This window comes from Flavobacterium sp. JAS, from assembly GCF_020991455.1.
Lineage (GTDB): Bacteria > Bacteroidota > Bacteroidia > Flavobacteriales > Flavobacteriaceae > Flavobacterium.
On record NZ_JAJMOX010000015.1, the window covers coordinates 61003 to 73956 of the forward strand.

Here is a 12954-nt window from a genome sequence, read left to right on the forward strand (position 1 = left end):
AAATTAAATAGTTTCAAATGAAAAAAAGTCTTTTTACCTTGTTTTTATTCCTTTTGTTAGCGGTAAACGCAACAGGTCAAACTAAACACACATTTGCTATTACTGATGGTAATTTTGTTTTAGACGGTAAACCAGTTCAGATTCATAGTGGCGAGATGCATTATGCACGTATTCCTAAACCATATTGGCGTCATCGATTAAAAATGATGAAAGCCATGGGACTGAATGCTGTGGCAACTTATGTCTTTTGGAATTATCATGAAACAGCACCTGGTGTTTGGGATTTTAAAACAGGTAACAAAGATATTGCAGAGTACATCAAAATTGCACAAGAGGAAGGACTGTACGTTATTCTGCGTCCGGGGCCATACGTTTGTGCCGAATGGGAATTTGGAGGATATCCATGGTTCTTGCAAAAAGTTCCGGGAATGGTTATTCGAGGTAATAATCCGCAATACTTGGCAGCGACAAAATCTTATTTTACAGCACTTTATGGTCAGGTAAAGAAACTATTAATTACGAATGGCGGGCCTATAATTATGGTTCAGGGTGAAAATGAATTTGGATCTTATGTGGCGCAGCGTAAGGATATACCTTTAGAAGAGCATAAGAAATATAGCGCTGCAGTTTTTCAGCAATTAAAAGACGCAGGTTTCAATGTGCCCTTTTTTACTTCTGATGGAAGCTGGCTGTTTGAAGGAGGTGCACTTCCTGGGGCTTTACCAACTGCAAATGGAGAAGATGATGTTACCAAATTAAAAGAAGTTGTCAATAAATACAATGGCGGAAAAGGACCGTATATGGTTGCCGAATTTTATCCGGGTTGGTTAGATCATTGGGCAGAGGAATTTCCGAAAGTTTCTACAGAAAGTGTTGTAAAACAAACTCAGAAATATCTTGATGGCGGTGTTTCTTTCAATTATTACATGGTTCACGGAGGAACTAATTTTGGTTTTACTTCTGGAGCAAATTATGATGGAAACCATGATATTCAGCCAGATTTAACAACTTATGATTACGATGCACCAATAAGCGAAGCAGGCTGGGGAACAGAAAAATACAATGCTTTACGTATGCTATTAAAAAATCCTAAAACGCCGGAAGTTCCTGCAAAGATTCCGGTAATTACAATTCCGAACATCCAATTAACAAAAGCAGTAAGTCTGGAATATTTCAAGAGTAAAGTAAAACCGGTTACTGCAGATTCTCCTTTGACTTTTGAAGATTTAAACCAAGGTCATGGCTATGTTTGGTATAGCAAAAAATTCAAACAGCCTATTAGCGGAAAATTAGAACTAAAAGGACTTCGTGATTATGCAATTGTTTATGTAAACGGAGTAAAAGTGGCCGAATTGAATCGTTATTATAAAAAATACGACTGCATGATTGATGTGCCTTTTAACGCCACTTTGGATATTATTGTAGAAAATATGGGACGTATTAATTATGGTGCCGATATCATAAACAGTACTAAAGGAATTATTTCGCCGGTAATCATTAACGGACAAACCATCACCGGAGATTGGAATATGTATTCATTGCCAATGGATGTTGTGCCTAATTTAGCAGATGCCAAGAACACGGCTAAAGTTGGACTTCCTACTGTTTATCAGGGAACTTTTAACCTGAGTAAAACGGGTGATGCTTTCCTTGACATGCGTGACTGGGGCAAAGGAATAATTTTTATTAACGGAATCAATATCGGTCGTTATTGGAGTGTTGGGCCGCAACAAACTTTATACGTGCCGGGATGCTGGTTAAAAGAAGGTGTTAATGAGATTGTGATTTTCGAACAAAAAAATGACAAGATTCAAACATCGGTAGGAACTTTAGAAAACCCAATATTAGAAAGTTTGCAACCTGAAAAAGGCTAAGCAAACGCCAAAAAAGCCTGTTGCAGTCAAAAAAGCTGCTACAGGCTGATAATCATAATAATACATTTTTTTTCAATTGAGATTTTTACAAGGTTAAGCCACATTGGTTTAATTCTAGCTCTTTCTATGCTTTTTTTTAAATAAATACCGCAAAATATTTCAAAATAAAGGGACGCTTTTTGTCCTCATTTTACCCTTTTTAAAATTAAAACTTAACCGATTTTGATTTTAAAAAACAGGATTGAAAACCCATTCATAAAGAATGAACCGGAAGTTATTTTACGAATGAAACTTTATGAATGCTGCATAAGTAACCAATTTATTAACCAATAAAAAACCAATTTTATGAAAAACCTGTTAGGCCCGGCAAATACCGGGATGTTAACGAAACAAAAGAAGCTATTTCTTCGGATGAAAAAGAGATCGATCTTTTTTTGTGTGACCTTATTCAGTATCTCCTCTTTTGGACATACTTTATTACATGCTCTCCATTTAAACAAAACCAATTTGATGGAGTATTCTGAGAATTCAAAAACAGAAAAGGATTTAGTTTTTCTAACAATCGACAATATCATAACCGGAAAAATTTCAGGAGAACTGGGCGAAAATTTATCAGGTGCTATTATTAAAGTAAAAGGGTCAACCACGCAGGCCATTACTACAGCCGACGGGAGTTTCTCTATTGCTGCAAAAGAAGGGGATGTTCTTATAATCTCTTTTGTTGGTTATGAAGGCAAACAGATAGTTGTAGGCAGTCAGAAAAATTATAATATTAAACTTAAATCGGCACAAAATGATTTGAGTGATGTTGTAATTATTGGATATCAAAAAGTACATAAAAAAAATGTCAATGCTGCAGTATCTACTATTAGCAGTAAAGATTTGCAGGATATTCCGGTAATCAGTGTTTCTTCTATCATTGGTAGTTTGGCCACAGGAATACAAACTCCTACACAAACGGGAGCTCCCGGAGGAAGAGGGTCTTTAGTTATCCGTGGGAACTCTAATTTATCCGGTTCTGGATACAGCAGTCCGCTTTATGTAATTGACGGAGTACAGACTTCACTGGAAGATTTAGCAGGATATAATACTTCTAATACAGACTTTTTAGCTTCCCTGAATCCAAATGATATTGAAAAAATAGATTTCCTGAAAGATGCTTCTGCCGCTGCGATTTACGGATCACGCGGAGCAAATGGGGTTATTATCATTACGACGAAAAAAGGTGGCGCTTTGGATAAACCCGAGTTTACTTTTTCATTAAACACAGGAATATCTCCAATTCCTAATTTAGTGCCAATGAATATTGGATCTGCTGAAAGAAATGCCAAAATGGCGATGCTTTATAAATGGTGGAAGTCTGATGATGTGCAGACATCCCATGTGCCAATGGTTTTATCTGATAGTTTGAATCCGGCGTTTAATAATAAAGTTGATTATCAGGGATTATTTTATAGAACCGGAATTTCTAATAAATATAATTTAAGCATGAGAGGCGGAAGCGAAACTACAAACTATAGATTGTCGTTAGGTTATGATAATGTAGAGGGAGTTATTCAAAACTCAGGTTTTAAACGTTATACTTTTTCTGGGAATGTTAATTCTAAAGTAGGTCAGAATTTTGACAATCAATTTAGAGTGAATTTAGTACAAACCGATAATCAAACGGGTCAGGGAAATCCCGATGGTGGAAAATTTCAGTTTAACAATACCTTACCAACGGATCCTTCTGATTTAAATTCTTCTTTGTTTTATGTTTCTGATGCTAAAACAAAAGCGCTAAAAGGAGAACTTTCCGAAAAACTAAACACTGACGAAACCGTACAAATGACTTTGTCAGATTTTATGAAATATGATTTCACTAGTGCTTTTTCGGTTAATGCTCAGTTTAATTATGTGTATAGTTCTGAAAAGAAAAATTATTATGAGCCTTCGACAGTCCGTGAAGAGGGAGATGGTTTTGCAAGTTATGCGTTGTATAACCGTAAAAATTTATCATCGGATCTTTATGTCAACTATTATAAAAAATTTGGAATCCATACCGTTACAGCTGTATTAGGTCAAAAAACAGATTATAATAAATACGAAGATATGTTTATTTATGCCAAAGGATTTGGTGTAGATGCTATTAAGGTTATCAACGACCGATATACTCAAAATCAGATTAACGGTTATACAAGTATAGAATCAAATGCTCTGTTGTCTTATTTTGGTCGTTTAGGGTATCGTTATAAAGATCGCTTTATGATTGATGTGGCTTTTAGTAGAGATGGTTCTTCTCGTTTTGGAGAAGATGTTCGATATGCTAATTTCTCTTCTGCCGCAGTAGGCTGGATATTTTCTGATGAACCTTTTATCAAAAATCTAGGTTTAAACTTTTTGAGCTATGGAAAATTCAGAGCCAGTTACGGTGTAAATGGAAACGAAATTGATGAGAATTTTTTAAGATACGGATCCTACAAATTAGGATACGGTGGAAATCCATCTTCATTATGGTCTAACCTGATGAATGTTTCTACTTACGGAGGTACAACAGGAGTTGTGACAGATTACAATACTATCGGAAATCCGAATCTTTCCTGGGTAAGTTCGAAACAATGGGATATTGGTTTTGATCTGGATTTGTTTAACAATCGTATCAATGTAACTTTTGATGCTTATAATAAGAAAACAGAAAATTTATTATTCGAAACACTTTTTCCTGCTTATTCAGGATTCAATCAGGCAAAGTCAAATGTGGCTGGAGTAATGAATTATGGTTGGGAATCAATGGTTAAATTCCAAATATTCTCAAGTACAAATCCTTGGAAACTGGAAATAAGCACGGGAGTTAGTCAAAACAAAAACTTCGTAACGAAGCTTCCTAACGGAAACAAAGATTACTACGGATATGATGTAGATACAGATAGAAATTATGGATATGTAGTTGGAATGCCATTAATTCTTCCTGTACAATTCAAAAATGAGTATATCATTGATGATTTGAGTCAGTTACCTGTAAATCCATATACAGGTGAAGTACTACACGGTAAGTCGGCTTGGGGCACTATTGCACCTGGTACACCAATCTGGAAAGATTACAACGGCGATTATCTGTTAGATGAAGCGGGCGATTATAAATTAGATACTTCATTTAAACCAACACCGGATTTTACAGGTTTATTCAATTTAAACTTAAAATACAAAGGATGGTATTTACAAGCTTACAGCCAATTCTCATTTGGTTCTGATATTATAGATTCGTCAACACAAAAATATTTAGATAATTATGACAGAGGCGATGATTGGGCTGTTAAAGGACTGCAAGATTTAAGTAATCTCTCTTTTTGGGAGAATCCGGGAGACGGTGCAGCGGGAGTACATTATCCGGCTTTATATCCGGCACGACCAAATACTACGCCGTATTATAGATTTAGAAGCGGTCAGTCTCTGTGGAAAGAAAGTGGTGATTATTGGAAAATAACAAACGCCTCTATTGGATACACAATTGATAAAAGCCGTATTCTGGAACAAATACATATTTCTCGTGTACGTATTTATGGTTCGATTATTAACCCGTACCAATGGCAGCGTTCTAAAGTAGTGGCAGATGCTTCTCAGGTAGATGAAATGGGATATACTCTTAGAAATAGCTATCCACAAACAAAAACAATCTCATTTGGATTGGATGTTAAATTTTAATTGACTCGAAAATGAAAAAATATACACATAGTAAAATAATAGCCTTAATGCTTGTTTTGTGCAGCACTTTTGGCTGTACAGATATGCTGGACCAGGAACCATTAGGACTTGCAACGCCACAAAATTTCTGGGTTTCTCAAGAGAATGTTGAATCTGCTGTAGCAGGAGATTATGCTTTACTTAAAGAGGCTTTGATGACAGATTCGAACTTTATGTTATGGGGAGAGTTTACGGGAATGACTTTTATGGACAGTGAAAACTGGATTGTTGATTACATCGAAGGAAACGGAAATTACGTTTTAGCGTATCGTGATGCATCCCGCAATTGGAAAGGATTTTACAGAGCAGCAAACTGGGCACTTTCAATCGAGAAACACGTTAGTGAAATGCCGGACAGCAAATTCAAATCAAAAGCGGAGAAAGACAGACTAATAGGAGAAGCCGCTTTTATAAGATCATTAGCTTATTTCTACATCGCCCGTATTTGGGGTGATGCACCTATTGTAGACGAAGTTATAGAAACATCAGATCAATTGATTAAAGACGGTAATATCGTTACAAAACCGAGAGAAAACGAACTAAAAGTATTGGATGTTTCTTTGGCTGCGGCCAATAAAGCAATTGGTTTATTAAAATATTCTTCTCCAGGCGCTTCAAAATGGGCTATTACGGCCAATAAAGCAAGTGCCGAGGCCTTAAAAGCACATATTGCTCTTTGGTACGCGAGCAGAGATCAGGACAATATTACTATGATTAATCAGGCGCTTGCAGCTGCCAATTCTGTAATTTCTAATAGTAATGCGTCGCTTATTGATTATGTAAATGAAGGTGTAGATGGGTTTAATGATATGTGCATTGGTCAATCAAAAACGGGGCTTTTCGAGATTAATGTTAGTGCCACGATGAATGAATCGTACCGCGTTAGCGATGAAGATGCATACGTTACAGGATTAACATTAACGAATCCTTTTTTCAAAGATCCAAATGGTAATGCGCCAATTATAAGCGAAGATTTTTATGGTAAGGAAATGATGAATTCTGACAGTGATCGTGATAATGATATCCGTAAAACGTTATTTTTTAGTGATTTTGATTCTTCCGAACAATCTTCTTTACTTAAATATTCTCAAACCGCTAAAGACGGGCAAGCATCAGATTCATACGCAAGATTTTCAGAGTCTAATATTTTAGTTTTCAGATTGGCAGATGTCTATCTTCTTAGAGCAGAAGCGAATATGAAATTAGGAAATGGTGCTGCCGCTGTTGCTGATATTAATATGATCAGATCTAAAGCTAACGTACCCGATTATACCGGAGCTACTGACCGTACATCATTAACGAAAGCCATATTTGATGAACGCGCTATTGAGTTGGTTGGAGAAGGACAATCAGGTTTTGACAGAATAAGACTGAATTACTTTTCGGGAGTAAGCTGGATGACCCCTGGCAGAATTTCACATGATGGTTGCTTTTGGCCAGTTGATCCATCAATGATTTCAATTAACCCAGCCCTTATTCAAACCGATTACTGGAAAGGCAAACTGTAATTTATTTAATAATCTTTAAAGAACATAAACATGAAATATATATATGTATTAATAGTACTATTTAGCTTGACTTCCTGTTCAAACGATGACTATCTAATAGACGGAGGTTTGGCCAACCAAAATGTTGGAGTGTCTACTTATGATTTTCTAAAATCAAATAAACAATTAGACACTTTGGCTATTTTAATTCAAAAAGCAGATATGATTGATGTGGTCAATGCTAAATCAACCACGCTCTTCGCTCCAAATAACTTGTCTATTAAAAAATATATTCTTTATATGAAAGACATAGAGGAGAATCAGAATTATGGTATTAACGATATTCCTGTTGCCGATTTGAAAGAAATGCTGGGCGCGTATATTTTTAACGAAAGCCTGGATCGCAGCAAATTGGTAAAAGAAGGAAAAGTTTATACAGCACATAACGGAGAGGAAAGATTACTTTCTCTCGAGCCTGTAGAAGATTATAAAGACCAACTGGATGAGTTTCCGGAATATGTGTATTACACTGTTAAAGGTGGTGACGATTGGGATCCAACAGATGCTGTTGATGATGATGTTAAAACGGTAGTTAGAACTTCTAATTTAATTTCTACAAACGGAGTAATTCATGTTCTTCAAGGATCGCATCATTTTTCAAATTACATAGATTAAGTTCTTGTTTTAAATGAACGACATCTATTATAAAAAAACATCAATATGAAAAAAATAATTTATCTATTTGGGATTGCACTATTTGTGTTGTCCTGTGAGCAGCCCGAAGTGGGTTATATCAGTGATAATATACATTCACTACAAGACACGATAACGGTTCCTCGTGGCGTCTTTTTTTCTTCGGCTCCACCGGCAGTCGAAGGATCAACATATCCGTTAGAATGGGCAATTACCAGTATTACGGATAAGGACGGAAAACCAACCACTGAACTAGAAGATAAACATGAGATCTTAACCTGGACGGCTCCATTTGATCCTACTACAGACACTACGCTGGAGTTAGCAATGAAAAAATTAAAGTTGAGTCCGCAGCCCTCGATTATAATGAATCCGGTAAGTGGAGAGTTTGTTTTTACACAAGCTTCGAAAGCAGTTGTTAACGATAATTTTATCGTTAATGTAAATGCAAAAAATGTTCGAGGAGAACGTCAATTAGACAAGTTTACACGTGTAAAAATGGGACCTTTCGTACCTATAGAGTTCAAAACCGAGATTCGATCAAGACTACAATTGGGTAGAGGAGCTGGTGTTTATGATACCGGATATACCTATTCTATAGTTAATGATAATGATCCAAAAGTGCCGGGTGTATTAGACGGGACAGATCCTTATGTTACCATTGTAAAAATAAGTGATGAGCCTAAATTGGCAGTAAAAGTAAAAATGATTATTACAGATAGTCATGGTACACCTCTTGATCCTAATAAAGTTGTTTTTAACTATGGAGGAGGATCTGAGCCTTTGCAGAATTATCATGATAATACCATAGGAACAGTCTTGGATTCTGAAAGTACCACTTTTGGTTTACCGGCTCCGCCATTCCCGCAATATGCCAGAAACTATACCGGAAATGATGCCTATTTAATGTATTATTTAACCACTGCTGATGCTTTTACAGTAGACAAAGACGCCTTTGAAGCAGACAATGGAGTAAGGGATTGGAGTAAATATCTTGACCCTTCTACAGGGCAAATCCGCAATAGAGCCTATATACGATGGGGAATGAAGATTAATGATTCAGGTACATGGGAAATTAAAATGAAAATCCCGTACACAACGAAGAAATAACTTTTTTATATATAAATAGATTTTTTTTAACCTCAAAACAATAAAATTATGAGACGAATTAAAGAAAGAATTGGATTTATGTTACTTGTATTAATAACTGGTGGTTTGTATTCTTGTAATAAAGAAGAGATAACTGCCAACGATCAAAATAGTTTGGTAAAAAATGAAAGTACCAGTAAACCAGCGGCAGCTTATACGGTTTCTATGGGAGGCAATGCCTATGTTACAAACCTGGCGGCAGGCGGCACAGAAAATGTTACGGCTACTTCTTTGGCTGGCTGGACAAATCCCAATAGTATTTTTAGTGCTTATTTTAGACTGGGACTTACGGGGGCTTTAACAGTAAAAGTAAAAGCCAAAGTTCCGTCTGGGAATAGTACCATTAAAGTCACGATAAACGGAACTTCTTATAATGTAAACGTAACCGGAAAAAATTACGCAACGTACAACGTAGCAACTGTTAATATTAGCAGTGTTGGTTATGTAAAAGTAGATTTTCAAGGCGTTAGTAAAACAGGAAGCAACTACGCTGAGGTTTCTGATTTGGTAATTAGCGGTGCTGCAACAGCTTCAGATGTATTGTATGCAAATGATCCAGCTAATTATTATTGGTCAAGAAGAGGCCCGTCAGTTCATTTGAGTTACGATGCGGGAACACCTACTTCAAACAATGAATGGAATTATAATGAAGTAACTATTCCTGTGGGAGAAGATAAAATAGGTTCTTACTTTATGGCTAATGGTTTTGGAGAAGGTTATTTTGGAATCCAGGTTAATTCAGCAACAGAAAGACGAATTCTGTTTTCTGTCTGGGATCCATCTGTAGGCAAAACAACATTAGTGCGCAAAGGCCCAAATGTAGTTGATAATGCTTTTGGAGGAGAAGGCACTGGCGGACAAAGTTATTTGGTTTACAACTGGGTTGCCGGAAATACCTATAAGTTTCTTACTCAGGCTAAGCCAGACGGAACAGGAGCGACTGTTTATTCAGCATGGTTTTTTGCTCCTGAAGCAGGAAGCTGGAAATTTATTGCAACATGGAAAAGACCTAATACAGTTACTTATCTAACGGGATTTTATTCTTTCCTTGAAAATTTTGACCCGGAACAAGGATATCTTGGCAGAAAAGTACTTTTTAATAATCAGTGGGTTCGCACTGTAGAAGGCACTTGGATAGAAAGAACCACGGCAGAATTTACAATTGATGCCACTGGCGACAACAAACAGCGAATGGATTATGCAGGAGGAATACAAAACGGAAGTTTTTATCTTCAAAACGGTGGTTTCTTCCCTGTGTATGTTGCTAAATATACAAAGTTTACAAGAACGGCCACAGGAAATCAACCAACGGTTAATCTTACGACATTGCCTTAATTGTAGTTTTTATTTGTAGAATTTTTTACCAATGAATTGGTTTTTGATTAGTTGAAAAGACTTCATTAGGGCCTCTCTAATGGAGTTTTTTTGAACTAATCTATCGATTAAAGTAGGCAGGATTTTTATTTGTAAAAAGTATAAATCTAATTTTTTAAAAACTTAAAAATGGATTACAAACATTATCTGATTCTTATAAGTCTTTTTTTAGTCTCACCCCGAGCATTAACACAATCGAAAATGACAAAGTCAGATTCGATTTTTTTAGTAGAAAAAATAACATTTGAATCGGTTATTTCAAAAGAAATAACAACCTATAAAACACCCAAATGCCCTGAAGGTTTTAGTTTGCAATTGATAGGTTCAGATAACCTTTCGATAATAACTAAATCAGGAACTGTTTTTACTCCGTTGAATGATATGATGGTTAATCTATTGTTCAAAGCGGTTAAAATTGAGAATGGTTCGTCTATGGAAATTCCGTGGGTTGTAAACGTAGAAGGAACTTTTAATAATCAGGGAAAGAATGCAAAACCTTTTGTGATTCCGTCATTACGAGAATGGCATGGAGAGGAAGGAAATTTTATATTGACCTCAAAATCAAGAATTATAGTTGATGCAAAATATGCAGAAACACTTCTGCAAGCGGCAAAAACCTTTCAGGACGATCTAGATAAAGCCTATAATTTAAAGCTAAAAGTTAGTATAGGTAATCCAAAAGCAGGAGATATTTTTATTTCCCTTAATGGGAAAAAGGAAGAATTAGGAACAGAAGGTTATTCACTTTCCATTCGTGATTATGTTGCTATTAATGCTGCTCAATACAAAGGAGCATTTTGGGGAACACGCACCATTTTGCAAATACTAGAACAAGACACAAAACATTGCACTTTGCCTAAAGGAATTTCAAGGGATTATCCAAAATATGAAGTAAGAGGTTTTTTATTGGATGTGGGAAGAAAATATTTCAAGATAGATTTTTTGAGAGATTACGTAAAGTTGATGTCCTATTATAAAATGAGTGATTTTCAGATACATTTAAGCGATAATGCATTTGCAAAACATTTTGACAATGACTGGGATAAAACCTATAGCGGATTTAGACTGGAAAATGAACGATATCCAAATCTACCCACAAAGGGCGAATTTTACACCAAGAAAGAATTTATCGATTTACAAGTATTGGCCGAGAGTTACGGAATAAACATTATTCCGGAGATTGACGTTCCTGCTCATTCATTGGCTATTTCTAAAGCATTTCCGCAAATTGCGAGCAAAAAATATGGAAAAGATCATCTTGACATAAAAAATCCGGAGACTTACACTATTGTAGAAAATATATTTAAAGAATATTTGGAAGGTAAAAATCCGGTATTTCGTTTTAAGGAAGTACATATTGGTACTGATGAATATGCCAAAGAAGAGGCAGAACCCTTTAGAAAATTCACAGATCATTTTATAAAATATGTACAAAGTTTTGGCAAAGATGTCAGGGTTTGGGGAGCCTTAACACATGCTCAGGGTGTAACTCCAGTTACTTCAAAAGGTGTAACCATGAATGCCTGGTATAATGGTTATGCTGATCCTTTGAAAATGAAAGAATTGGGATATCCGCTAATCAGTACGCCGGATGGGTATCTTTATATTGTGCCAGCTGCGGGGTATTATTACGATTATTTAGATTTGAAATATTTATATGAAAAATGGGAACCTGTAGCAATTGGTGATATAGTTTTTAAAATGGGAGATCCTTTTATTCGAGGCGGTATGTTTGCCGTGTGGAATGATGTGGCAAACAACGGAATTACCACTCAGGATGTTACTGACAGAGTTTTTCCTGCAATTCAGGTATTAAGCGAAAAAATGTGGAGCGGAACAAATCAAAAGGTAAATTTTAATGATTTTTCGGGTAAGGTTAAATTTATCAATGAAGGTCCGGGATTGAATTTGAGAGGGAAAATTTTGAGTAAAGATCCTTTGGTTGTAAACTATGAAATGAAAGGGAACGACAAAGAAGTAAAAAAAATAGTCGATGTAAGTTACGTAAAGGATGGAGCCAGAAAAGTACTAAATTTTAAGAATAGTAGCAGTCAGGTGAAACTTCCTTACAAGGAAATTGGGTATAATTATACAGTTGTTTTTAAAGTGAAACCTTCTGAAAACAATGCTGACAATGCGGTTCTTTTTCAATCGGATCATGCGGTTGTGAAATTAAAACAAGGAAACACTTCTAATCTTGGTTTTTCTCACGAAGGTAAAGATTATGATTTTGGAGTTGCAATTCCGGAAAAGGAGTGGAGCAGCATTGCGGTTTCGGGAGATAATAACTCGACTACATTGTATATAAATGGCAAGTTGGTTAAAAAACTGGAAAGAGAAGGAATTCCATTCGGGAACAAAAAGGATACGATTTGGATTATGAAAACACTGTTTTTTCCACTGGATAAAATTGGGGATAGCAAGAATTCTTTTATCGGAAAAATGAAAAACCTAAAAGTATTCAATCAAATCTTATCAGAAGCTGAAATTAAAGCTATAAAAGAAGACGAATAATAGCATATGAAAAGAGTTAACTAACACATTTTAAAGGGTATGTGAGTAATAAGGATTACCTTTGTAAATAATAATAAAAGGCATAAAGAAGCCTGTTTCATAAGAAATAGGCTTTTGAGCCTTTGATCTGTTTTAAACAATGA

Annotated in this window: 7 protein-coding genes; all 7 read left to right on the top strand. The window is 35.7% G+C overall.

From position 1 onward, the window contains the following. The first annotated feature begins 17 nt into the window (after nt 1-17). The 7 genes from LPB88_RS21135 (at nt 18) to LPB88_RS21165 (ending at nt 12811) form a co-directional block, all read left to right on the top strand. Complete coding sequence (locus LPB88_RS21135; RefSeq protein ID WP_230717646.1) at nt 18-1874, top strand: beta-galactosidase family protein; 1857 nt, start codon at nt 18-20, stop codon at nt 1872-1874. A 345-nt stretch (nt 1875-2219) separates the two neighbouring features. Continuing rightward, nucleotides 2220-5555, top strand: a complete 3336-nt coding sequence (locus LPB88_RS21140; protein ID WP_230717647.1) for a SusC/RagA family TonB-linked outer membrane protein — start codon at nt 2220-2222, stop codon at nt 5553-5555. A gap of 11 nt (nt 5556-5566) precedes the next feature. Beyond that, nucleotides 5567-7102, top strand: a complete 1536-nt coding sequence (locus tag LPB88_RS21145) for a RagB/SusD family nutrient uptake outer membrane protein (RefSeq protein WP_230717648.1) — start codon at nt 5567-5569, stop codon at nt 7100-7102. 30 nt (nt 7103-7132) lie between these two features. Further along, nucleotides 7133-7756: a fasciclin domain-containing protein gene (locus LPB88_RS21150; RefSeq protein ID WP_230717649.1), complete on the top strand. Its 624-nt coding sequence runs from the start codon at nt 7133-7135 to the stop codon at nt 7754-7756. A gap of 45 nt (nt 7757-7801) precedes the next feature. Beyond that, nucleotides 7802-8884 carry a DUF5007 domain-containing protein gene (locus LPB88_RS21155; RefSeq protein ID WP_230717650.1) on the top strand — a complete coding sequence of 361 codons (1083 nt, stop codon included), beginning with the start codon at nt 7802-7804 and terminating at the stop codon, nt 8882-8884. A 48-nt stretch (nt 8885-8932) separates the two neighbouring features. After that, nucleotides 8933-10258 (top strand): DUF5077 domain-containing protein, encoded by a 1326-nt coding sequence (locus LPB88_RS21160; RefSeq protein ID WP_230717651.1) that lies wholly within the window; start codon nt 8933-8935, stop codon nt 10256-10258. Between the two features lie 240 nt (nt 10259-10498). Beyond that, nucleotides 10499-12811 (top strand): family 20 glycosylhydrolase, encoded by a 2313-nt coding sequence (locus LPB88_RS21165; RefSeq protein ID WP_230717652.1) that lies wholly within the window; start codon nt 10499-10501, stop codon nt 12809-12811. Nucleotides 12812-12954: the final 143 nt, after the last annotated feature.

What these genes read in the sequence shown, in the direction of transcription:
- LPB88_RS21135 (WP_230717646.1), top strand. Translation starts at nt 18, where the DNA reads ATGAAAAAAAGTCTTTTTACCTTGTTTTTATTCCTTTTGTTAGCGGTA.
- LPB88_RS21140 (WP_230717647.1), top strand. Translation starts at nt 2,220, where the DNA reads ATGAAAAACCTGTTAGGCCCGGCAAATACCGGGATGTTAACGAAACAA.
- LPB88_RS21145 (WP_230717648.1), top strand. Translation starts at nt 5,567, where the DNA reads ATGAAAAAATATACACATAGTAAAATAATAGCCTTAATGCTTGTTTTG.
- LPB88_RS21150 (WP_230717649.1), top strand. Translation starts at nt 7,133, where the DNA reads ATGAAATATATATATGTATTAATAGTACTATTTAGCTTGACTTCCTGT.
- LPB88_RS21155 (WP_230717650.1), top strand. Translation starts at nt 7,802, where the DNA reads ATGAAAAAAATAATTTATCTATTTGGGATTGCACTATTTGTGTTGTCC.
- LPB88_RS21160 (WP_230717651.1), top strand. Translation starts at nt 8,933, where the DNA reads ATGAGACGAATTAAAGAAAGAATTGGATTTATGTTACTTGTATTAATA.
- LPB88_RS21165 (WP_230717652.1), top strand. Translation starts at nt 10,499, where the DNA reads ATGACAAAGTCAGATTCGATTTTTTTAGTAGAAAAAATAACATTTGAA.